General features: G+C 72.5%; 20 protein-coding genes and 1 tRNA gene. 8 read left to right on the top strand and 13 right to left on the bottom strand.

The annotated features are described in order from the left end of the window. Window positions 1-9 precede the first annotated feature (9 nt). A complete protein-coding gene (locus tag ACZ4Z5_RS05140) occupies window positions 10-1,410 on the top strand; it encodes a DUF2201 family putative metallopeptidase (RefSeq protein ID WP_468256831.1) in 1,401 nt (466 codons plus the stop codon). Then, a complete protein-coding gene (locus ACZ4Z5_RS05135) occupies window positions 1,407-3,260 on the top strand; it encodes an AAA family ATPase (protein WP_468256829.1) in 1,854 nt (617 codons plus the stop codon). The genes ACZ4Z5_RS05140 and ACZ4Z5_RS05135 overlap by 4 nt, the downstream gene beginning before the upstream one ends. 4 nt (window positions 3,261-3,264) lie before the next feature. Here ACZ4Z5_RS05135 and ACZ4Z5_RS05130 read toward each other — a convergent pair whose 3' ends face one another. From ACZ4Z5_RS05130 to ACZ4Z5_RS05115, 4 genes are all read right to left on the bottom strand, one after another. Then, window positions 3,265-3,642 carry a hypothetical protein gene (locus ACZ4Z5_RS05130; protein ID WP_468256827.1) on the bottom strand — a complete coding sequence of 126 codons (378 nt, stop codon included), beginning with the start codon at window positions 3,640-3,642 and terminating at the stop codon, window positions 3,265-3,267. 73 nt (window positions 3,643-3,715) lie between these two features. Next, window positions 3,716-5,152 (bottom strand): SDR family NAD(P)-dependent oxidoreductase, encoded by a 1,437-nt coding sequence (locus ACZ4Z5_RS05125; protein ID WP_468256824.1) that lies wholly within the window; start codon window positions 5,150-5,152, stop codon window positions 3,716-3,718. 209 nt (window positions 5,153-5,361) lie between these two features. Then, window positions 5,362-5,434, bottom strand: a tRNA-Ala gene (locus ACZ4Z5_RS05120). Window positions 5,435-5,518: 84 nt separating this feature from the next. After that, a complete protein-coding gene (locus ACZ4Z5_RS05115) occupies window positions 5,519-5,764 on the bottom strand; it encodes a WhiB family transcriptional regulator (protein WP_468256822.1) in 246 nt (81 codons plus the stop codon). Between the two features lie 333 nt (window positions 5,765-6,097). Here ACZ4Z5_RS05115 and ACZ4Z5_RS05110 point away from each other — a divergent pair, with 333 nt between their 5' ends. Then, a complete protein-coding gene (locus tag ACZ4Z5_RS05110) occupies window positions 6,098-6,463 on the top strand; it encodes a TetR family transcriptional regulator C-terminal domain-containing protein (protein ID WP_468256820.1) in 366 nt (121 codons plus the stop codon). Window positions 6,464-6,535: 72 nt separating this feature from the next. Here the strand turns inward: ACZ4Z5_RS05110 and ACZ4Z5_RS05105 are convergent, their stop codons facing one another. Both ACZ4Z5_RS05105 and ligD read right to left on the bottom strand, forming a co-directional pair. Beyond that, complete coding sequence (locus tag ACZ4Z5_RS05105; protein ID WP_468256818.1) at window positions 6,536-7,633, bottom strand: molybdopterin-dependent oxidoreductase; 1,098 nt, start codon at window positions 7,631-7,633, stop codon at window positions 6,536-6,538. A gap of 133 nt (window positions 7,634-7,766) precedes the next feature. Next, window positions 7,767-8,777: a non-homologous end-joining DNA ligase gene (ligD, locus tag ACZ4Z5_RS05100; RefSeq protein WP_468256816.1), complete on the bottom strand. Its 1,011-nt coding sequence runs from the start codon at window positions 8,775-8,777 to the stop codon at window positions 7,767-7,769. 52 nt (window positions 8,778-8,829) lie between these two features. On the opposite strand from ligD, the gene ACZ4Z5_RS05095 reads away from it, so the two are divergent. Together ACZ4Z5_RS05095 and ACZ4Z5_RS05090 are read left to right on the top strand one after the other, a co-directional pair. Continuing rightward, the gene (locus tag ACZ4Z5_RS05095; RefSeq protein WP_468256814.1) at window positions 8,830-9,894 is read left to right on the top strand and encodes an ATP-dependent DNA ligase; all 1,065 of its coding nucleotides are present in this window, start codon (window positions 8,830-8,832) and stop codon (window positions 9,892-9,894) included. A gap of 306 nt (window positions 9,895-10,200) precedes the next feature. Further along, the gene (locus ACZ4Z5_RS05090; RefSeq protein ID WP_468256812.1) at window positions 10,201-10,359 is read left to right on the top strand and encodes a hypothetical protein; all 159 of its coding nucleotides are present in this window, start codon (window positions 10,201-10,203) and stop codon (window positions 10,357-10,359) included. A 249-nt stretch (window positions 10,360-10,608) separates the two neighbouring features. Here the strand turns inward: ACZ4Z5_RS05090 and ACZ4Z5_RS05085 are convergent, their stop codons facing one another. Then, complete coding sequence (locus tag ACZ4Z5_RS05085; RefSeq protein ID WP_468256811.1) at window positions 10,609-11,178, bottom strand: TetR/AcrR family transcriptional regulator; 570 nt, start codon at window positions 11,176-11,178, stop codon at window positions 10,609-10,611. A 52-nt stretch (window positions 11,179-11,230) separates the two neighbouring features. Between ACZ4Z5_RS05085 and ACZ4Z5_RS05080 the strand changes: the two genes are divergently transcribed. Further along, window positions 11,231-12,130 carry a DUF2867 domain-containing protein gene (locus tag ACZ4Z5_RS05080; RefSeq protein ID WP_468256809.1) on the top strand — a complete coding sequence of 300 codons (900 nt, stop codon included), beginning with the start codon at window positions 11,231-11,233 and terminating at the stop codon, window positions 12,128-12,130. On the opposite strand, the gene ACZ4Z5_RS05075 is transcribed toward ACZ4Z5_RS05080, so the two are convergent. After that, window positions 12,103-12,546, bottom strand: a complete 444-nt coding sequence (locus ACZ4Z5_RS05075) for a YchJ family protein (RefSeq protein WP_468256806.1) — start codon at window positions 12,544-12,546, stop codon at window positions 12,103-12,105. The genes ACZ4Z5_RS05080 and ACZ4Z5_RS05075 overlap by 28 nt on opposite strands. Before the next feature lie 222 nt (window positions 12,547-12,768). On the opposite strand from ACZ4Z5_RS05075, the gene ACZ4Z5_RS05070 reads away from it, so the two are divergent. Both ACZ4Z5_RS05070 and ACZ4Z5_RS05065 read left to right on the top strand, forming a co-directional pair. Beyond that, a complete protein-coding gene (locus ACZ4Z5_RS05070; RefSeq protein ID WP_468256804.1) occupies window positions 12,769-14,571 on the top strand; it encodes a hydroxysqualene dehydroxylase in 1,803 nt (600 codons plus the stop codon). A 107-nt stretch (window positions 14,572-14,678) separates the two neighbouring features. Beyond that, window positions 14,679-15,710 (top strand): PAC2 family protein, encoded by a 1,032-nt coding sequence (locus ACZ4Z5_RS05065; protein ID WP_468256802.1) that lies wholly within the window; start codon window positions 14,679-14,681, stop codon window positions 15,708-15,710. Between the two features lie 184 nt (window positions 15,711-15,894). Here the strand turns inward: ACZ4Z5_RS05065 and ACZ4Z5_RS05060 are convergent, their stop codons facing one another. From ACZ4Z5_RS05060 to ACZ4Z5_RS05040, 5 genes are all read right to left on the bottom strand, one after another. Further along, a complete protein-coding gene (locus ACZ4Z5_RS05060) occupies window positions 15,895-16,848 on the bottom strand; it encodes an SMP-30/gluconolactonase/LRE family protein (protein ID WP_468256799.1) in 954 nt (317 codons plus the stop codon). A gap of 151 nt (window positions 16,849-16,999) precedes the next feature. Continuing rightward, on the bottom strand, window positions 17,000-18,229 hold the full coding sequence (gene mshC, locus ACZ4Z5_RS05055; protein ID WP_468256796.1) for a cysteine--1-D-myo-inosityl 2-amino-2-deoxy-alpha-D-glucopyranoside ligase: 1,230 nt from the start codon (window positions 18,227-18,229) through the stop codon (window positions 17,000-17,002). Window positions 18,230-18,336: 107 nt separating this feature from the next. After that, complete coding sequence (locus tag ACZ4Z5_RS05050) at window positions 18,337-19,191, bottom strand: SCO1664 family protein (RefSeq protein WP_468256793.1); 855 nt, start codon at window positions 19,189-19,191, stop codon at window positions 18,337-18,339. Beyond that, window positions 19,155-19,745 (bottom strand): DUF3090 domain-containing protein, encoded by a 591-nt coding sequence (locus tag ACZ4Z5_RS05045; protein ID WP_468256790.1) that lies wholly within the window; start codon window positions 19,743-19,745, stop codon window positions 19,155-19,157. The genes ACZ4Z5_RS05050 and ACZ4Z5_RS05045 overlap by 37 nt, the downstream gene beginning before the upstream one ends. 110 nt (window positions 19,746-19,855) lie before the next feature. Continuing rightward, window positions 19,856-20,554, bottom strand: a complete 699-nt coding sequence (locus ACZ4Z5_RS05040; protein WP_468256787.1) for a histidine phosphatase family protein — start codon at window positions 20,552-20,554, stop codon at window positions 19,856-19,858. Window positions 20,555-20,615 lie beyond the last annotated feature (61 nt).

The raw sequence follows: 20,615 nt of genomic DNA, 5'->3' as shown, positions 1-20,615 counted from the left end.
GGGGGAGCCATGGCGTACGGCGAGACGGCTACGCGCACACATGTGGTAGATCTGGCGGACCGAAAGGCGCTGGAGCAGTGGCGGCCGGCCGACGGGGTGGTCGTCGCGGAGGCGCGCCGGCTCAAGGAAGCGGCGCTGCTGGACTTCGCGCTGACCGAATCCGCCGTGGCTTCGTGGCTGTACTCCAAGTGCCGTCATCAGATCGCGACCACGGCCGTCGCCACCGCTGCCGTCGTGGCGAGCGGCGACGGGACGTGTCTGCTGCTCTACAACCCGGACTTCTTCGTGGGACTCGGCTTGGACGGCGTGAAGTTCGTCCTGTTCCACGAGGCGCGGCATCTGGTCCACCGGCATCTGTTCGCCGAACCGGAGCTCCGAGCCGACCCGGTGTTCACCGTGGCGGCGGAGGTGTCCATCAATCATGTGGCCCTGGTCCGGCTCGGCCGGGAGACGCTGCCGCTGCTCGACGGTGAGCCGACGGGCGTCGACCCCCGGCGGATCCATGAGGCGTACGCGGAGGACCTGCGGGTCCAGGGCCTGGAACCGGTGGACTACCGGGAGTTCGTGGCCACCGACATGTCGGTCTACGGCGAGCTGAAACGGATGAAGGACCCTCCCGTGCCGCGGCCCGTCTGCGTGCACCTCACCGGCACGGCGGTACCGGCCGACCAGGAGACGGTCGACGCGACGGTGTCGTCCGTACTGCTCAACACGCTGCTGGCGGCGCGGCGGGGCCACCCGGGCGCGGAGAGCGAACTGCTGGACCTGATGGACCGTACGGACGGTGCGACGGACCGCACCTCCCGGCTGTGGGGGCGGCTCGGCGCCGGGGCCCTGCGCGGACGGGCCGCCCGCACCGGGCGGGTCGACTGGTGGCAGCGGTGGCTGGTGGACGTCCTCGCCTCGAAACTGCGGGAGGGCGAGCGGCTGGTGTACCCGAAGAAGCGGGGAGCGCTGCTCGCGGCGCTGGGACACGATCCGATGCTGTCGCGGCGCGGGCCGGTGCGGGACAAGGTCCTGGTCATCGCCTACGACACCTCGGGGTCGATGCCTCAGCACGTCGTCGACTGGCTCACCGAACTGGTCGGCGGGATCGACGGCGTGGAGGCGCACTGGCTGTCGTTCGACGGGGTGGTGATGCCGTTCCGGCCCGGGGAACGGGTCCACGGCGGGGGCGGCACCAGTTTCGCGGCGGTCGCCGACTACGTCGAGGGCCGCACCCCGGTGGACGGCGCGTACTTCGAGGAGCGGCCCGACGCCGTCGTGGTGCTGACCGACGGACACGCCCCGCACATCACCCCCGCAGAGCCGGACAAGTGGATCTGGCTGATCACCGAGGGCGGCGACGACTGGCCGGACGCCCACCATCCTCCGATGGCCTGCCATCGGGTCACGACAGGATCGAGATGACCACGGCGAGCACCATGACCGAGCAGCAGGGGCAGTGGCGTCCCAGCGCCACGTATCCGGAGCCTCCGGAGGGCTGGACGGGCCGGTCCCGGCTGGAGCAGTTCATCGACGCGATGATCGACATGGGGCAGACGGGCCAGGTCTTCGGTGAGCACGGCATCGGGAAGACGGCCACGTTCTTCTCGCACGTGGCCGAGGCCTATCCGGACACTGCGCTGGTGTTCGTCCCGGCCGCGAACCTGACCCCGGACGATCTGCTGGCGAACGCCCCCGTTCGGGACCCCGAGAGCGGCGAACTGGTGCTGCGGCAGCTGGTGATGAGCCAGTTGCGGCCCGGCAGGCCCTTCGTGCTGCTGATCGACGACTCGCTCCAGGCGGGTGAGACGATCCAGTCGCAGCTGATGCAGATCGCCTGCAACTGGACGCTCGGTGAGCACGATCTGCGGGCGCTCGGCTGTACAGGGGTGTTCCTGACGGACAACGAGTCGCTGGCCGAGACGGCGGCGCGCCGCAGTGATCTGGCGATCCTCGACCGCATGGTCACCGTCCGCATCACCGCGAACGACACGTCCTGGCGGGTGAAGCTGGCCGCCCGGCACCGCGACTGGGACCTGTCGGGGGTGTTCTCGGTCTGGGCGTCGCTCAGCCCGGCCCTGCGCGAACTGCTCTCGCCCCGCACGCTGGAGCACATCCTCGCCAACGCCCGCGAGGGGTTCCCGCTGCGCTGGGGGCTGCCGCTGGTGGGCGGCGAGCGGCTGCGGCTCGTGGAGCGGCGCGGCGACGGCAGCCCGGGCCAGGACCGGACCGCCGAGGTCCTCGACCGGATCGCGGCGGCCCTTGGGATACCGAACCGGACCACGCTTCCGGACCCGGTGCGACAGGTCGTGCGCGCCGCGCTGCGCAACCGGTGGACGGTGCTGTTGCAGGGGCCTCCCGGCTGCGGCAAGACGGAGCTGGTCCGCCAGGAGCTGCGCGAGGGGCTGGGCCGCGATCCCCTCTACTTCTCGCTGCCCGTCACCAACGTCGAGGACCTGTGTGCGCCGATCCCCACCGCGGACGGATCCCTGGAACAGCTGCTGGCCGCGCCGTTCACCGGTCCCGAGCCGAAGGCGATCGTGTGGGACGAGTACAACCGGCCCAAGGACCGTGCCGCATTCGCCAAACTGATGGAGATCACCCAGGAGTGGTCGCTGGCAGGTCGGCCGATCGAGGGGCTGCGTGCCCAGATCGCGGTGCAGAACCCGCCGTACCACTTGGGCCGCAAGCTGCTGGTGTCACGGAACAACATCGCCCAGGCGTCACGCTTCACGGTGTCGCTGATGGTGGAGCCGGAGGACATCCCGGCGAACGAGTGGCTGATCGAGACCTACGGTCCGGTGGCCGAGACCGTCCTCGACTGGTGGAAGCACGACATCGACGAGGAGGGCCGGGCCTGGATCAGCAAGCGCACCATCGAGCGGCTGATCAGGCTGCACCAGCGGGGGCTGCCGCTGGAGATGGGGACGGTGTACCTCGGTGACGGCGAGTACGCCCCGGTGCCGCTGACCGCGCTGATCGACCGTCTGGAGAACCGTCCTGTGACGGGTCTGCGGGAGCTGGCGCAGCAGGTGGACCAGTGGGAGGCACGGCTGCGCAGGGCCGCGGAACAGTCGGACGAGGGCGGTGACGACAGTGACGTCGTCCACCAGATCATCGCGAACGCCGAGCTGTCCCAGCTGCGGAAGCACCGTAAGGTGGTGGCCCGTCTGGTCGCGCTGCTGCCGCCGAAGCTGCGGGCGGCCTATCTGGTGGGCGCATCCGAGCAGCACCAGCGGTTCTGGGTGGAGACGTTCGCGGCGATGCCGCGCTGAGCGCCTACCGGTCCGGGAGTGCCGGAGCGGCGGTGCGGTGCACGCTGCGGACCGCGGCGACATCCGCGGCCTCAGCCGGAGCCGGGAGGTGCGCACTGAGCGCGTCGAGGCGGCGCCGCACGCTGGTCGCGATGCCCTCGCCGAGCACGTAGCGGGTGGCGGTCGCCGCGTCGGCGGCGCCGAGTGTTCCGGCGGCCCGTACCCTTCCGAGGTCGAGGAGTTCGACACCGGCGGCCGCCGCCGTGCCGGAGTGCTTCGGCGACCAGCGCGGCGCCGTCCGGGCCGAGCGCCTGTTTGCACAGGTCGAGCCGCCCGTCGGGGCAGGACGGTGCCGGCCGGGAAGTCGAGGCGCTGTCCGGTGCCGCGACCGTCGCGCAGCCACGCGAGGAGCGGCGCGAGGTCGTCCATGGCGCGCGGCACCACCACGGGGACGCCCGCGAAGGGTTCCCCGGGGGTCACCACTCCGCCTCCTGGTAGTCCTTGAGGAAGACCCCCGCCACGGGGGCGCCCGCCTCGCCGCGCACGATCGGGTCGTACACCCGGGCCGCGCCGTCGACGATGTCGAGCGGGGTGCGGAACCCCCGTGCCGCGATGCGGGCCTTCTTCGGAGCGGGGTTCTCGTCGGTGATCCAGCCCGTGTCGACGCTGCACATGTACACGCCCTGGTCGGCGAGTCCGGGGCCGCTGGTGCGGGTGAGCATGTTGAGCGCGGCCTTGGCCATATTGGTGTGCGGATGCCCGGACGTCTTGTTGCGTACGGCGAACCGGCCCTCGACGGCGGTCACGTTGACGATGTAGCGGCGTGGATGCGGGGAGGCGAGCAGCAGGGGCAGCAGCCGGTCGCAGAGCAGGGCGGGCGCCAGGGCGTTGACGAGCTGGGTCTCCAGCAGTTCGGCGGGATCGAGCGCGCCGATCCGGGCGGACCACGAGTTGGCCGGTGAGGTGTCCGGCAGCAGTCCGGCTTCGTCGATGCCGGTGCCGATGCCGGTACCGGTGCCCGTGCCGAAACCGGTGCCGGTGCCCGTGCCGTCGTCACCGCCCGCGTCGGCGAGGACGAGCGCCAGGGCGCCGCTCGTCCCCAGTGCGGGATGCTCCAGGGCGGCCATGGGGGCGTATCCGGGTGCGTGGAGTACCGCGGCGGGTCCTGCGGGCAGCGCCGTGCGCTCGTTCTCGGCGAGCAGTGCGTACGACTCGGGCGGGCGGCGCACGGTCTGCGCCGCGTTGTTGACGAGGACGTCGAGCGGTTCGCCGGCTGCCCGGAGCCGTTCGCAGAGGCCGAGGACCTGGCGGGGGTCACGAAGGTCGACGGCGACGACGGTGAGCCGGTGGAGCCACGCCCCGCTGCCCTCGGCGGCCCGGAAGCGGCGCAGCGTGTCCTGCGGGAAGCGGCTGGTGACGAGGACTTCGGCGCCGTCACGGAGCATCATCAGCGCCAGCTGGAACCCGATCTTCACCCGGCCCCCGGTGAGGAGGACACGGCGGCCGGAGAGGTCCGTGGACAGCCCCCGGCGTGCGGTGTTGTCGGCCGCGCAGCCCGGACAGAGCATATGGTAGAACGCGTCGACGTCGTGGTAGTGGGACTTGCACACGTAGCAGCGCCGGGGGCGGAGGAGGCGGCCCGCGATGTCAGGTGACGACGTGGAGGGCGACGGCAGGGGCGCGTCCTCACGGCGGTCGAGCGCTCCCGTGGCGGTGGCGGCCATCACGGCCGCGTCGGCGTCCTCCCGTTCCCCCCTGCGGAGTTTGCGGCGCTTGACCCGGCCGTCCCGTGCGAACGAGGAGGCGACCTGTTCGGCGCGCAGCCGCGCGGGGTCGTCCGCCGGGAGTTCACGCAGTCTGCCGACCATGCGGTCGAAGGCCGCCAGTTCGTCCTCGGTGATCCCCTGCTCCATGCCCCGTCCTGCCCCCGTGCCGTGCTGTGCGTGGCGACAACGCCCGCCGCCGGTACCGGCATCGGTACTGCGCCGGCTCCGGTCCCGGTGCTGTCCCGGCTCACGCGCCATTCCGGTCCCGGTGCTGTCCCGGCTCACGCGCCATTCCGGTCCCGGTGCCGGTGAACCCCGGCGGATGCACTCGTCACCCCGTCGTCACGCTCTGGCTGCCCGGACGGCCGGATTCGAACCGGCGTACCCGCCTTGCCAAGGCGGTGCGCCTGCCTCTGCGCTACGTCACGGGCATTGCCCGTGATCCTAGCGCCCGGTTTCGCCCGTCCGTTCGAGGATCCACCGCTCCGGAGGCCCGGGCGTCCGCCGGAGGGGTCAGCGCCGTGTGCGGAGCAGACTCCTGCGCTCCTTCTCCGAGAGCCCGCCCCAGACGCCGAACCGCTCGTCATGGGTGAGGGCGTACTCCAGGCAGGCCGCCCGCCCCTCGCACAGTCCGCACAGCATCTTGGCCTCACGTGCGGAGCCCCCGGGCTCGGGGAAGAAGAGGTCGGGCCCCGTCTGGGCGCACAGGGCCTGTTCCTGCCAGGCGAGTTCATGGTCGGTGATGCTGTGGATCGACATGGGCGTGACTGTGCCCGGCAGTGATCAATGTCCGATCAATGAATCATTGACGACCCTGCGGCCCCCTGCCTCCACGAGTCTGGCACCGTCCCCTGCCGACAGGCACGGCGGCGCGGCCGACCAGTCTCAGTAAAGTGCGGCACGCCCGCGAGCCCGCACGGCGCACAAACCTGCCGGCCGGGACACCGGACGTCGTCGGCGGACCGTCCGACCGTCGGCTCAGTCTCGCGACGGTCCGCACCGCGGCCGCGGTGTCAGCCGACCGAGTGGTGCGGCCGGTGCGGGATCTGCCCGTCGGACCGCTCCAGGTCCGGCGGCTCTGCGAGAACTGGCTTGTGTACTCAGCACAGCGCGTCTTACGACGGCGGCTGCTTCTTCTGCGCGGTGTCCGCCGGGTTCGCCGGACGGCCGGGCCCCGTGCACGTTGCCGTCGCCAAGGCGCGCACCGACTGGATCGCGCGGGTCGAGCGCGCTCTCGACGACGCGCGGGCGGCCGGCGGTCTCCGTCCCGGCGTCGACGTCCCGCAACTCGCCTTCGAGCTCGTCGCGTTGCTGGACGCCGCCAATGCCCGCTCGGTGCTGTTGGACGACAACTCCCCCTACCTCAGCGCCGGGAGGGGCGTCCTGAGCCGGCTCCGCGCGGCGGCGGCCCATCCGGAGACCCTTCCGGCCGAAGGAGCGTTTCCCGGCGCGACCTGAAGCGTCCTCCCGTCACGTCGTCCTGGTCCGGGGCTCCCTGAACCGTCGCGGCCCTGACCGGCCCGCGGGTTCTCACACGACGGCCACCTCGACGGACGCCACCGGATTGCAGCCGTAGCCCCGGGCGTTCCACGGTGCGTGTGCCGGCTGCGTCTCGCCGTGCCCGTCGGTCGCGCGCGCGAGCAACCGGCAACAGCCCGGGCGCAGCGGCGTCCACCGGAACGTCCACCCCGTCCACGCGTACGGCCCGGTCCGCGCTTCGAGTGCCGCCTCCCGCCAGACGCCCTCACCGCCGGTCGCGTCCTCGCCCCGGTACTCGGCCCGCACCTCGACCCGCCGTACCGGCACTCCGCCGCCCGACCAGGCCCGACCTCGCACGACGCCCTCCTGGCCGAGGCGTACGGTGGCGCCCGGTCCGGGCGAGGTGATGAGCGACTTGACCCTCACGGTCGTCACGGGCCCGTCGGGGGTTCCCCTCGATGCCACGTAGACGTACTCCTCGGCCTGGAAGACCCCGGTGAACGGCTCCGTCACCGCCCGCGCCGCGACCAGCCACTTCACGTCGGCGACCGCGTACCGGCCGGGCACCACCAGACGGACGGGGGCCCCGTGCTCGGGTGCGAGCGGTTCACCGTTCATCCGGGTGGCGAGGAGCGTGTCCGGGTGGAGGGCGACATCGAGGGGAAGGCTGCGCTCGAAGGCCACCCGCCGCCCGTGCACGATGCCCGAGTCGGCTCCGGCGAAGACGAACTCGACGGCGGCGGATCCGGTCCGGGCCCGTGCGGCGAGGAGACGGAACGGCACCCCCGCGAAGCGGGCGCAGCCGACGGCCCGTTGGTCCCACGCCAGTCCCGGCGGCCGCGGGGTCATCAGGCTGCGGCCGTTGCCCGCGCATTCGAGGACGGTGTCGAGTTCCCTGTGCGGCATCGCGAGCAGTTCGCCGAGATCGACGGCGTACGGTGCGGCCACGGCGCCGTCGATCCTCAGCCGCCACTTCTCGGGGGTCGGGCACGGGACGCCGAAGTGGTCGCGTACGAAGAAGGCGCCCACGGGCGTGATCGGCTCGGCCAGCGCGGCCGACGGGGTCTGGGCGTTGTACGGGTCGGACGTGACCGTCTCGGGTGCCCAGGCGGTGGCGCCGGGCCCGCGGGAAACCGGCGATGCGGTCATGACACACCTCCCGTCGGCCTCGTCACGAGCGCGACGCGGGTTGCTTCCAGTCTACGTTCGGGGCCTCACCCGGGCGGCCGGTGTGCCGGCACGACCGTTGGCACGGGTGGCAGCCGGCCCGGGGCGCCGGCGCTCAGTCCTCGCGCCGCGCCCTGCTGGGCTGCACACGCTTGGGCTCGCCCTGCATCTTCGGGTACTCCGGCGGGTAGGGCAGATCACCCAGGCCGTGCTCGGCCTCGTCCCGCCGGGCCAGTTCCAGGAGGTTCTCCAGACTGAAGCGGTGGTCGTCCATGTCCGCGTGGACGTCGCCCGCTTCGTCGTACCGGCCGGGCATCGTCATGATGTCGAAGTCCTCCGGTACGGCGTCGTCGATCTCCTCCCAGCGCAGTGGCGCCGAGACCGGTGCGTGCGGCCGGGGGCGGACCGAATAGGCGGAGGCGATGGTGCGGTCCCGGGCGGCCTGGTTGTAGTCGACGAAGATCCGCTCGCCGCGTTCCTCCTTCCACCACTTGATGGTCACCCGGTCCGGCATGCGGCGCTCCAGCTCCCGGCCGCAGGCGATGGCTGCGCGCCGGACCTGGGTGAACGTCCAGCGCGGTTCGATCGGTACGAAGACGTGGAGGCCGCGGCCGCCGGAGGTCTTGGGCCAGCCGCGCAGGCCCGCCTCGTCGAGGACGGCGCGCAGCTCGTGGGCTGCGCGCACGGCGTCCGCGTAGTCGGTGCCGGGCTGAGGGTCGAGGTCGATGCGGAGTTCGTCGGGGTGGTCGGTGTCGTCGCGCCGTACGGGCCAGGGGTGGAAGGTCACCGCACCGAGGTTGGCGGCCCACAGGACGGCGGCCGGTTCGGTCGGGCACATCTCGTCCGCGGACCGACCGCTGGGGAAGGTGATGTGCGCGGTCGGGATCCAGTCCGGGAGGTACTTGGGGGCCCTCTTCTGGAAGAAGGACTCGCCGTTCACCCCGTCGGGATAGCGCTCCAGGGTCGTGGGCCGGTTCCGCAGGGCGCGGGTGATGCCGTCGCCCACGGCCAGGTAGTACCGGACCATGTCCAGCTTGGTGTAGCCGCGCTCCGGGAAGTACACCTTGTCGGGATTGGACACACGGACGGTTCGCTCCCCCACCTCGAGTTCCACCGCTCCGGCCATGCCCGCCAGCCTAGGCCGCGCCGACATCCTGCGCATACCGGACAATCACCCTATGGATCTGCCGGTGATGCCCCCCGTGAAGCCGATGCTGGCCAAGTCCGTCGCAAAGATCCCCCCGGGAATGCAGTACGAGGCCAAATGGGATGGTTTCCGCGCGATCGTGCACCGGGACGGGGACGAGGTGGTCATCGGCAGCCGGACGGGGAAACCCCTCACGCGCTACTTCCCCGAGCTGGTCGAGGCCCTGCGCGCGCGGCTGCCGGAGCGCTGCGTGGTGGACGGCGAGATCGTGATCGCGTACGAGGGGCGGCTGGACTTCGACCGGCTGACCGAGCGCATCCATCCGGCGGAGTCCCGTGTACGCATGCTCGCCGCGCGGACCCCGGCGAGCTTCGTCGTCTTCGACGTCCTCGCGCTGGGCGACGAGTCGCTGCTCGACACCCCCCTGACCGAGCGCCGGGAGCGGCTCGCCGCGGCGCTGATCGGGGTGCCGCCGCCGGTGCACCTGGCACCGGCCACCACCGACATCGAGGTGGCCGCGTCATGGTTCGAACAGTACGAGGGCGCCGGACTCGACGGGGTGATCGCCAAGCCCCTGGACCTGAAGTACCGCCCCGACGCCCGGCTCATGTACAAGATCAAGCACGAGCGCACGGCCGACTGCGTGGTCGCCGGGTATCGCCTCCACAAGAGCGGCCCGGTCGTCGGCTCCCTTCTGCTCGGCCTCCACGACGAGCACGGCCGGCTCCAGCACGTCGGGGTCTGCGCAGCCTTCCCGATGCGCCGGCGGGAGGAGATGGTGGGCGAGCTGGAGCCGCTGCGGATGGAGTCGCCGGAGGGGCACCCGTGGGCGGCCTGGGCAGAGGAGGCCGCCCATGAGACCGCGAGGCTGCCGGGGGCACCGAGCAGGTGGTCGGGCAAGAAGGACCTGTCCTGGGTGCCGCTGCGGCCCGAGCGGGTGATCGAGGTCGCGTACGACCACATGGAGGGCGACCGGTTCCGGCACACGGCCCAGTTCCGCCGCTGGCGGCCGGACCGCGAGCCGGAGAGCTGTACGTACGGGCAGCTGGAGGAGCCCGTGCGGTACGACCTGTCGGAGGTCCTCGGCACGGGGTGACACCGGCGGCGCGTACGACGGCGCCCCCGGCGGAGCGTCGCAACGGCGTCGGCCGGCCGGCTGGGCCGGGCCGGCCGTGAGGGCCGGCCGGCATGCCTCGCGGCGGAGCGCCGACCGGACCGACGCCGCATCACCCTGTGCACCGAAGCCGTCGGCGTACGCCCCTCACCTGCTGTTCCCGTCACCGGGACGGGTCTCCACGGCATACGTCGTCCCTGGACGGATGTGAGGCTGCACCTGTGACCACCGCCGCCCCGCCCGCCGTGCCGGACCTCCGCCAGCGGAACAATCGTCTTCGGCACGGCCATGCTCGGGGTGCTGCCGGCCGCCCTCGACCAGACGATCGTCGGCACCGCCCTGCCCACGATCGTCTCGGACCTCGGCGGTGCGAAGCGCATGCTGCCGGCCGAGAGCCTCTCCACGGGCCTCCCGGGCACCCGGGAACCGGCGGAGGCCGGGACCTGACAGACATCGCCGACGGCCGCGGGGCCGGCCTGTGTGGAGTACGGCGGACGTCTCGGCCTGCGCGGCAGTACGGCGACGCCTTGACCTGCGCTGCGATACGGCGGACACCCGGTGGCACGGAGGAGTCCCAGCCGCGCCCCGCGCACGCCCCTCACGCCTGCGGCCGCCGGGGCCCGTGGGCCGAACGTCCCGGGCGTCCGGTTGTCGGCCGTGCCTCGGGCCCGGCCGGCTGGGTCCCGCCGACCGCCCTCAGTCGCGGCGCAGCAGAACGTCCATGACCCAGTCGAGATGGGCCGTGAGGTCCTGGCCGCCCCTGGGGAGGACGTGCGGGACGGCATGGCCGAGCTGGGTGTGCCCGAGGTAGCCGCTGTAGGCGAGCAGGCCGCGGCGCCGGGCCTCCTGCTCGGGGAAGCCGAGCGCGGCGAACAGCCCGACGACGTACCCGATCCGGCGTTCGGTGACCCGGCTGAGCACCGCGGCGACCTGGGGATGGTCGGCCGTGGCGAGCAGCGACACCTCCAGCTGGTCCCGGGCCGCGGACTCGGTCGCCTCGGTCAGGAGCCTTCGGAGCCGCTTCTCGGGGTCGGGCTCGGCCTCCACCTCGGTGATCATCTCCTCGGTGCAGGTCTCCTCCCAGCGCGCCAGCGCGGCCTCGACGAGCGCCTCGCGGTTCTCGAAGTGCCAGTAGAAGCTGCCCTTGGTGGTGCCCAGACGGGCGGCGAGGGGCTCCACGGCGACGGCGGCGAGACCGCCTTCCCCCATTGCCGCGAGGGCCGCGTCGGCCCAGTCCCGGGCGGTCAGTCTTCTGCGTTGCGCCATGACCGTACGGTACCGTACGGTAGAACCATACGGCAGCGTATGGAGGATTTCCATGAGCACGGTGCGCAACGTCCACGAACGGATCATCGAGGCCCCGGCCGAGGTCGTCGGAGCGCTGATCGACCGGCTCTCGGCCGAGGACGACCCGCTCTTCCCCACGCCCGCGTGGCCCCCGATGCGGTTCGACCGCCCGCTCGGCGTGGGCGCTTCGGGCGGCCACGGCCCGATCCGCTACGACGTGACGGCGTACGAACCCGGCCGACGCGCCCGGTTCACCTTCGCCCCGCCGTCCACCGGATTCCACGAACTGTCCGTCGAACCGTTGGACACCGGCCGCTGCACGGTGCGGCACGTACTGGAGAGCCGGCCCCGGCCCCTGGACCGGATCGCCTGGTCCCTCGCGATCCGATGGATGCACGACACGGTCATCGAGGAGCTCTTCGACAACATCGAACGGGCCACCGGAGGTTCACCCGACCGGGCGTTCCGCTGGTCGCCCTGGATCCGGCTGCTCCACCACCTCAGCTGGGACCGGCCGACGGCGGCCGCGGTGCCCGCGGGCGCACGGCTCGTCCGCGAGGCCTACGACACCCCGGACTTCGAGGACGCCTGGCGGATGGAACTGGCCCCCGGGATGCCGGAGCACCCCGAGGCATGGCGGGACGTGCTGCCGTTTCCCGTCGTCGCGACCGGCCCGGACGAGATCCTGCTCGGCGAGGAATCACGGCATCTGGGGTTCCGCGCCTCGGTCCACCTGGAGCCGGGTCACGTCACGCTCAGCACGGTCGTCAGGACGTACGACGTCCTGGGCAGGCTGTACTTCAGGGCGGTCCGCCGGGGGCACCCCTTCATGGCGCGTGCGATGCTGCGCCGGACGCACCGACGCCTGGCGCTCGCCGCGCCGCCCGCGGGTGAGCGCGGTACTCAGTCGGTGAAGACGGCGTCCAGGTAGACCCATGCGCCGTCGTGGCGCACGAAGCGGCTCTGCTCGTGCAGGTCCCCCGCCTGTCCGCGGTACGTGTAGTGGGCGCGGAACGTCACGGTGCCGGTGGAGTGGAACGCGCTGCCGTCGGCGGTGTCCAGGATCTCCAGACGGGTCCACCGCATGCCCGGATCGAGGTCCAGGGCGGCCGGCCGGGTGTCGGGGTGCCAGCTGCGCAGCAGATAGTCCCGGTCCTCGACCGCGAACGCACTGAAACGGGACCGCATCAGCGCCTCGGCGGTGGGGGCCGTCGCCTCCCCGGAGTGGTAGCGCCCGCAGCACCCGCCGTACGCCGCGGGCAGCCCGCAGGGGCAGGGCGAGTCGGGTCCCACGCTCCGCCGTGAGCGTGCGGCCGCCGGTGCGGGGCGGCGAGTACGTCGAGCCATTCCCCCATTGTGCAGGTCACCGCCCCCGCGCCGGGCCGCAGCCCCTGCCGGGGGCGCCCGGCCGCCGACGTCGCCCACCCCCGGCCCACGCCCCGCGGTGACGCCGCACCGGCGGAATCACGCCAATGTCCCCGGAGCGCCTCCCGCACCTTCCGAGGTGCGCACACCGATCGTATGCTCCTGCGCCGACACGGCAGTTACCGGCGGTAAAGGGGCAACGGCATGGGTCGGACGGGGAGTTCGCGGCGCATCTTTCTCGCCGGGACGGCGATGGCCGCCGGAACCGCGTTGGCGACCGGCACGGCCGCCGCACCGGCGGCCGCGGCGGCCGGCTCCCCTGCCACCGCGACGGAGCAGACGGACACCGAGAACACGACCGTCGCCGTGTTCGGAGGCGGAGTCGCCGGGCTGACGACGGCTCACGAACTCGCCGAGCGCGGCTTCTCGGTGACCGTGTACGAGCGCAGGGCCCTGGGCGGCAAGGCACGCAGCATGGACGTACCGGGCAGCGCGAGGGGCGGCCGCAGACCGCTGCCGGCCGAGCACGGATTCCGTTTCATCCCCGGCATCTACCACAACCTGCCCGACACGATGCGGCGCATCCCCTTCCCCGGCAACCCGGACGGAGTGTTCGGCAACCTGGTCGCGCCCAAGGAGATGACATTCGCGCGGACCGGCCGCGAGGACATCCGGCTGCCGATCCCCTATCCCGGGAGCCGGCCGCGCGAACTCACCCTGGACGAGCTCCGGCGGGCCCTGGCCGCCCTGCTGGACACCGCCTGCCGGCTCCCCCCGCACGAGGCCGCGTACTTCGCCAACCGCGTTCTGGTCTTCCTCACCAGCTGCGACGAACGGCGCGACGAGCAGTGGGAGCGGACCCCGTGGTGGGACTTCGTCCGCGCCGCACGGATGTCGGAGGACTACCGCCGCATCCTCGCCATCGGCATCACCCGCAACATCGTCGCGACCAAGGCGGAGGTGGCCAGCACCCGTACGGTGGGGACCCTCGGCGAGGCGTTCGTGTTCAACGCCCTCGGCCTGGGCGCCGACGGACCGCCGGACCGCATCCTCGACGCGCCCACCAACGAGGCGTGGATCGACCCCTGGGTCGAGCATCTGACGGGTCTGGGCGTGCGGTTCCGCATCGGATGGACCCTGCACGACTTCCGGCTCGTCTCCGGCCTGATCGGCGAGGCGCTGGTCGAGGACCCCGCCGGCGCACGTACCGCGGTCACGGCCGACCACTACGTCTGCGCACTGCCCGTCGAACGCGCCCGGCGCACCTGGAACGCCGCGCTGCGCGCCGCCGACCCGCAACTCGCGCGCTGCGACCGGCTGCAGACCGACTGGATGACCGGCATCCAGTTCTATCTGACGGAGCCGGCCGAGCTGCTGCACGGGCACGTCAACTGCGTCGACTCGCCGTGGTCGCTGACCGCCATCGCGCAGGCACGGCACTGGCCGGGACGGCCGTTCGCCGACCGGTACGGCGACGGCGTGGCGGCCGACTGCCTCTCGGTCGACGTCTCCGAGTGGGACCGTCCCGGCATCCTCTACGGGAAGACCGCCAAGCAGTGCACCCGCGAGGAGGTGGCCCGCGAGGTGTGGACGCAGCTCAAGGCCGCGCTCAACGACACGGGCCGTACCGTCCTCTCGGACCGCCGGCTCCACTCGTGGTACCTCGACCCCGGGGTGGACGGGCTCGGCACACCGCACCCGACCAACGAGGACGAGCTGCTGATCCACCCCGTCGGCACCTTGCACAACCGGCCTTCGGCGGCCACGGCTGTCCCCAACTTCTTCCTCGCGGGCGACTACGTGGCCGTGGACGTCGACCTCGCGACCATGGAGGGCGCGAACGCCTCGGCACGGCAGGCGGTGAACGCGCTGCTCGACCGTACGGGTTCCCCGGCCCCCCGCTGCACGGTCACCCCGCTGTTCCGTCCCCCGGAGATCGAACCCTTCCGGCGGCACGACCGGGTCCGCTACCGGCTGGGCCTGCCCAACGCACTCGACCTGGGCTGATTCCGGTTCCGCGGCCCACTTCGCCAAGCGGTTCCCAAGACTGCGGGAGGCAGCCGGGAAAGCCGTAAGGTTGGGGCGTACGCAAAGAACTTCGGAAGGAGGCCTGGGTGATCGAGCTCGAGGGGGTGCCCGAGCTGATCGACCCGGTCATGGTGGCCGCGTTCGAGGGCTGGAACGACGCCGGCGACGCCGCCTCCACCGCGGTCGCGCACCTGGACCGGGAGTGGAAGGGGGAGGTGTTCGCGGCACTCGACGCCGAGGACTACTACGACTTCCAGGTCAACCGGCCCACGGTGTTCCTGGACGGCGGCGTCCGCCGCATCACGTGGCCGACGACACGGCTGTCCGTGGTGCGGGTCCCGGGGGAGAAGCCCCGGGACCTCGTCCTGGTCCGCGGCATCGAACCGTCCATGCGCTGGCGTTCGTTCTGCAACGAACTGCTGGGCTTCGCCCATGAACTCGGCGTCGAGATGGTGGTGATCCTCGGGGCGCTGCTCGGCGACACCCCGCACACCCGCCCCGTGCCGGTGAGCGGTGTCACCTCGGACACCGACCTGGCGCGGACACTGGACCTGGAGGAGACGCGGTACGAGGGCCCCACGGGCATCGTCGGCGTGCTCCAGGAGGCGTGCACCCACGCGGGCGTTCCCGCTGTGAGCCTGTGGGCCGCGGTCCCCCACTACGTGTCACAGCCGCCCAACCCCAAGGCCACCCTGGCGCTGCTGAACCGTCTCGAGGACCTCATCGACGTGCGGATCCCGCTCGGCGAACTGCCGGAGGACGCACGGGCCTGGCAGCTCGGGGTGGACCAGTTGGCCGCCGAGGACAGCGAAGTGGCGGAGTACGTCCAGACGCTGGAGGAGGCGCGGGACACCGCGGAGCTGCCGGAGGCCTCCGGTGAGGCGATCGCCCGCGAGTTCGAGCGCTACCTGCGGAGGCGTGACGGCGGGCCGGCCCAGGGACACGGCGGCCACGCCACCGAGAGCGGTGACGCCTCGTACCTGCGGGACACGTCCAGTGGCCGTACCCGCCCGCCGAAGCCGCCCCGCACCGAGCGCGGTGAGCGCGACGATCAGGCGAAGGACGAGGAGGCGCCCGGCGACGGGGACGGGACCGGGGAGTCCCCCGGAGAGGACTGACGAACGGACCGGGGTGGCGCGGCGTACCGCACACCACCCCGGTTCTGCGCCTGCCCCGGGGCCGGGCTGTCCACCCCGGAACCGGGTGCCGGACCCGGGACCGGGGCGTCCGGCTGGTACCGGGTGCCCGATCCCGAACCGGGGCGTCCGGCCGGGACCGAACAGCGGGCCGGGAGCGGCGGTGTCAGATCCGGGACACGGCCACGACGTCGTATTCGGTGTCGGGCGTCGGCTCGGTCACGTCGAACCGGGCATTGGGCAGATAGATCCGGTCTCCCCAGGCCGCCGCGGTCGTCGGGATCCGGAAGCGCGGATCGGTGATCCGTGAGATCGCCGTGCCACGGGCCCCGTCCTCGTCCAGCCGGAAGACGTCGACGGCGTTCTGCCGCTGCTGCACCACGTAGAGGATCCGGCCCAGCAGCAACAGGCCGTCGCCGTTGGGGAGTCGGGCGGATCCCAGATCGACGGCACGCGCGACCCCGGTCAGCGGGTCGACCCTCAGCAGCCCGCCCGTGTGCGTGTTGACGACCAGCAGGGCGCGGCCGTCCGGGGTGCGCTCGATGCCGTTGGCGGTCCATTGGGGGCCCTGCTGCCAGTCGCCGGTCAGCGGGACGGTCGCCACGTCGCCGGGCTCGCCCTCCCGGCCGATGTGCAGCCGGTACAGCACCGGGTGGAAGGAGTCGGTGAACCAGGCAGCCCCGGGAGTGAGGACCACGTCGTTGACCATCGTGCCGTCGGTTCCGACGGTGTGGGTCAGCTCGGTCCTCCCCGACCGCAGGTCGACGACACGGATCTGCCGGCCGCTGCCACCGCTCAGATACAGCCGGCGGTGTCCGTCGCTCTTGAGGCCGACGGTCATGTGCCCGTCCCCCGGGCCCTCGCTGATGATCCGGCCGCGGCCGGTGGCGAGCGAGGCGCGGTAGACGTCGCCGCCCGCGAGTGAGCCGAAGTAGGCGAACGGGCCGGGGCCGATCGTGATGCCCTCGGGCCGGAACCCGTTCGGCAGGCGGAAGCGGGTGGGCAGGGCCTGCTCGCCGGCCGCGGCCTGCGCGGTGCCGCCGAACGGGCCGAGCAGCGTCGTCGCGCCGAGCGCCGCGCCCGTGGTGAGGAGGTTCCGTCGTGATAAGGAAGCACGCATCGGACGTCCCTTCCGAACAAAACGATCAATGGTCATGGCCACCTCACCACATACCGGGGCCGGCCGTGGTGCGAACCCCACGAACGCCCGAGGGCCGCCCCCGGACACGAACGTCCGGAGGCGGCCCGGTCGGAGGAATGTCGTCGCGCCGCTACAGCGCCACGCCGAGAAGGGCGTCCACGGTGCGCGACACCAGACCGGGCGCGGACTCGTCGGTGCCGCCCTCGCGGTGCTGGAGCTCGCCCCAGCGGTCGACCGCGGCGAGCGCCGCCGGGGCGTCCAGGTCGTGAGCGAGGGCGTCGCGGATCTCCTCGACCAGCGCGTCCGCGGACGGCCCGTCGGGCCGGGACACCGCGGACCTCCACCGGCCGAGGCGCGCCACGGCCTCCTGGAGCACGCTGTCGGTCCACTCCCAGTCCGCCCGGTAGTGGTGCGAGAGCAGGGCGAGCCGGATGGCCGCAGGATCGACCCCCTGACGGCGGAGCGTGGACACGAAGACCAGATTGCCCTTGGACTTCGACATCTTCTCGCCGTGCAGGGCCACCATCCCGGCGTGCACGTACGCCTTGGCGAAGGGGTGCTCGCCGGTCAGCGTATGGGCGTGCGAGGCGCCCATCTCGTGGTGCGGGAAGGCGAGGTCGGAGCCGCCGCCCTGGACGTCGAAGCCCATGCCGAGGTGGTCCAGGGCGATGGCCACGCACTCGATGTGCCAGCCGGGCCGGCCGCGGCCCAGGGTGCCCCCGTCCCAGCTCGGCTCACCGTCACGGGCCGCCATCCAGAGCATCGCGTCGAGCGGGTTCTTCTTGCCGGGACGGTCCGGGTCGCCGCCGCGCTCCGCGGACAGCAGGCGCATGGCGGAGGCATCCAGCCCCGACACCTCGCCGAAGTGCCGGTCGGCCTCGACGGAGAAGTAGGTGTCGCCCTCCAGTTCGTAGGCGGCACCCATGTCCCGGAGCCGCTCGACGAGCGGCACGATGCCGGGTATCGCCTCCACGGCGCCGATGTAGTGGCGCGGCGGCAGCATCCGCAGCGCGGTCATGTCCTCGCGGAACAGGGAGGTCTCGCGCTCGGCCAGTTCGACCCAGTCCTGCCCGTCGCGGTTCGCGCGTTCCAGCAGGGGGTCGTCGACGTCCGTCACGTTCTGGACGTAGTGAACCTGCCGCTTGGTGTCGAGCCACACGCGCTGCACGAGGTCGAACGCGTTGTAGGTCGCCGCGTGACCGATGTGGGTCGCGTCGTACGGGGTGATGCCGCAGACGTAGATACGGGCGACGGGACCGGGGTCGAGGGTGACGAGGCCGCCGGTCGCGGTGTCGTGGATCCGGAGGTCGCGGCCCTTGCCGGGCAGGGCGGGGACCTCGGAAGCGGGCCAGGCATGCATGTCATGAGCGTAACCGGACACATGTTCCGCATACGAACCGGATCCATGCTGTTGGCGCGATACGCACTCTTGTGCCTACGCCCTCGTCGTGCATGCCCGGGAGCGGGTCAGACGGGCGGCCAGGGGATGGCCGGCCATTCCCCGCTCGGCCCCGGGTGGCGGCCCTCCCTGAGGAGTGAGCCCACCCGCTCGCGCAGTGCCTCCAGCTCGTCCGGGGTGATCAGTTCGCCCAGCCGGGTGGTGAGCGGGCTGCCGTCCGCGAGGTTCGCCACCAGCGCGCCCAGCGCCTCGACGGCCTCGTCGGTGAGGAGCTCGCCGGCCCATCCCCACAGGAGAGTGCGCAGTTTGTCGTCGACGTTGAAGCTGACGCCGTGGTCGATGCCGTACAGGCTCCCGTCGGCGACCGGCAGCAGATGGCCGCCCTTCCGGTCGCCGTTGTTGATGACGGCGTCCAGGACGGCGAGCCGGCGCAGCCGCGGATCGTCGGCGTGCACCAGCAGGGCCGTCCGCCCTCCGCCGACCTCGGCGAAGCCGATCGCCTTCCACCCGTCGTCGGGCTCCTCGCCCTCGGACAGGGCGAGCAGCGACGCCTCCGCGTCCGCCTCGACCCACAGCTGCACCATGCCCTCGCCGTAGGGGCCGTCACGCAGCACGGTCGGCGGGACCAGCCCCCAGCCCAGCGCCTCGGAGATCTCGTACGCGGCGACCTCGCGCCGGGCGAGGCTGCCCTCCGGGAAGTCCCACAGCGGCCGCTCCCCCGCCACGGGCTTGTAGACGCAGGGCGCCTCACGGCCGTCGAGGGCGACCGTGCAGAACAGCACCGCGTTGGACGCGTCACGGATGCGGCCGCGGACCGTCAGCTCGCCCTCGGCGAGCAGCTCGACCAGAGCGGGCCGCCCCGTACCGGCCTGCTCCTCGACGGGGGTCACGCCCCCCGCCGGTATCCGTTCTGGCGCGGGCATACGTGTCCTTCCGGATCGAGCGGCAGGCTGCACAGCGGGCAGGGCGGACGGCCGGCGTTGACGACGTCGAGGGCCCGCTTGGCGAACGCTCGTGCCTGCGCTCCGGTGAGCCGCACCCGCAGCATCGGCGGACCGTTCTCCTCGTCCTGCAGCAGCCGCTCCTCGGCCTCGGCGAGGTCCTCCTCGGTGTCGGCGTCCAGTTCGACCAGTGCCTGCGCCTCGATGATCATGCGCTGCTCCTCGCCGTCCCAGGCGAGGGCCATGGTTCCGACGCGGAACTCCTCCTCGATGGGGGCGTCGAGCGGGGCGGTGTCCGTGATGTCGGACGGCGCGACGGCCGGTACGGGGGCGTTGCCGCCGGTGCGGCGGACGACCTCGTCGAGCAGTTCGTCTATCCGCTCGGCAAGTGCGGCGACCTGTGTCTTCTCCAGCGCGACGCTGGTGATGCGGCCGTGTGCGGAGGCCTGGAGGAAGAACGTACGGCGTCCGGGCATCCCGACCGTACCGGCCACGAAACGCTCCGGCGGATCGTAGAAGAACACCTGGCGGGACACGGGCTGGTCTCCCTTGTGGATCGGCTACGGCTTCACGACGACTGCACGGCCAGGCGGGTGGTGGTGGCGGGTGCGGGGGGCCGGCTCGTCCACCCTACTGCGCGGGGCGATCACGGCGCTCCTGCACCACCGCCCACGGCTGCCCGGCCGTTCCCCTCGCCGTCGGCGGGGTTGTCGCGCGGCATCAGCGAGGCCAGGTCGCCGGTGTCGCCGAGGCGCAGAAGGAAGGGGCGCAGCCGGGTGTAGCGGATCACGGTGAGCGAGCAGGGGTCGGCGTGGATCCGCTGGAACAGGTCGAGATGCAGGCCCAAGGCGTCCGCGACGACGGACTTGATGATGTCGCCGTGCGAGCACATGAGGTAGACGGCGTCCTCGCCGTGCTCGGCTGCGACGCGCGCGTTCCAGTCCTGCACGGCCTCCACCGCGCGGGCCTGCATGGCCCGCATCGACTCGCCGCCGGGGAAGGCCGCGGCCGAAGGGTGGTTCTGCACGACCTCCATCAGCGGCTCGTCGGCGAGCTCGACGAGTTTGCGGCCGGACCAGTCCCCGTAGTGGCACTCGCCGATGCGCTCGTCGACGTGGCACGGCAGCCCGGGCCGGGCGGCGAGCAGGGGCCCCAGGGTCTCCCGGCACCGCTGGAGCGGGCTGGTGACCGCCACGGCGAGGGCCATTCCGTCGAGCCTCCCGGGCAGGGCGGCGGCCTGGGCCGCACCCCGCTCGTCGAGGGCGACGCCTGGCGTCCAGCCGGCGAGCAGCCCCGCCGTGTTCGCGGTGGACCGGCCGTGCCGTACGAGGATCAGCGTGGGCATGGTGGCCAGCGTATGCCCTGCGGGCGGTCCCGGGCGGGCATCCCGGGGGGCGGGGGCCGGG

It is taken from the genome of Streptomyces sp. NPDC030222 (assembly GCF_055573115.1).
This window is presented reverse-complemented; position numbering and strand designations above follow the sequence as displayed.

What these genes read in the sequence shown, in the direction of transcription:
- ACZ4Z5_RS05085 (WP_468256811.1), bottom strand. Translation starts at nt 11,178, where the DNA reads ATGGCGCAACGCAGAAGACTGACCGCCCGGGACTGGGCCGACGCGGCC.
- ACZ4Z5_RS05060 (WP_468256799.1), bottom strand. Translation starts at nt 16,848, where the DNA reads ATGCGTGCTTCCTTATCACGACGGAACCTCCTCACCACGGGCGCGGCG.
- ACZ4Z5_RS05080 (WP_468256809.1), top strand. Translation starts at nt 11,231, where the DNA reads ATGAGCACGGTGCGCAACGTCCACGAACGGATCATCGAGGCCCCGGCC.
- ACZ4Z5_RS05075 (WP_468256806.1), bottom strand. Translation starts at nt 12,546, where the DNA reads ATGGCTCGACGTACTCGCCGCCCCGCACCGGCGGCCGCACGCTCACGG.
- ACZ4Z5_RS05115 (WP_468256822.1), bottom strand. Translation starts at nt 5,764, where the DNA reads ATGTCGATCCACAGCATCACCGACCATGAACTCGCCTGGCAGGAACAG.
- mshC (WP_468256796.1), bottom strand. Translation starts at nt 18,229, where the DNA reads ATGCATGCCTGGCCCGCTTCCGAGGTCCCCGCCCTGCCCGGCAAGGGC.
- ACZ4Z5_RS05135 (WP_468256829.1), top strand. Translation starts at nt 1,407, where the DNA reads ATGACCACGGCGAGCACCATGACCGAGCAGCAGGGGCAGTGGCGTCCC.
- ACZ4Z5_RS05040 (WP_468256787.1), bottom strand. Translation starts at nt 20,554, where the DNA reads ATGCCCACGCTGATCCTCGTACGGCACGGCCGGTCCACCGCGAACACG.
- ligD (WP_468256816.1), bottom strand. Translation starts at nt 8,777, where the DNA reads ATGGCCGGAGCGGTGGAACTCGAGGTGGGGGAGCGAACCGTCCGTGTG.
- ACZ4Z5_RS05070 (WP_468256804.1), top strand. Translation starts at nt 12,769, where the DNA reads ATGGGTCGGACGGGGAGTTCGCGGCGCATCTTTCTCGCCGGGACGGCG.
- ACZ4Z5_RS05090 (WP_468256812.1), top strand. Translation starts at nt 10,201, where the DNA reads ATGCTCGGGGTGCTGCCGGCCGCCCTCGACCAGACGATCGTCGGCACC.
- ACZ4Z5_RS05095 (WP_468256814.1), top strand. Translation starts at nt 8,830, where the DNA reads ATGGATCTGCCGGTGATGCCCCCCGTGAAGCCGATGCTGGCCAAGTCC.
- ACZ4Z5_RS05125 (WP_468256824.1), bottom strand. Translation starts at nt 5,152, where the DNA reads ATGGAGCAGGGGATCACCGAGGACGAACTGGCGGCCTTCGACCGCATG.
- ACZ4Z5_RS05050 (WP_468256793.1), bottom strand. Translation starts at nt 19,191, where the DNA reads ATGCCCGCGCCAGAACGGATACCGGCGGGGGGCGTGACCCCCGTCGAG.
- ACZ4Z5_RS05105 (WP_468256818.1), bottom strand. Translation starts at nt 7,633, where the DNA reads ATGACCGCATCGCCGGTTTCCCGCGGGCCCGGCGCCACCGCCTGGGCA.
- ACZ4Z5_RS05140 (WP_468256831.1), top strand. Translation starts at nt 10, where the DNA reads ATGGCGTACGGCGAGACGGCTACGCGCACACATGTGGTAGATCTGGCG.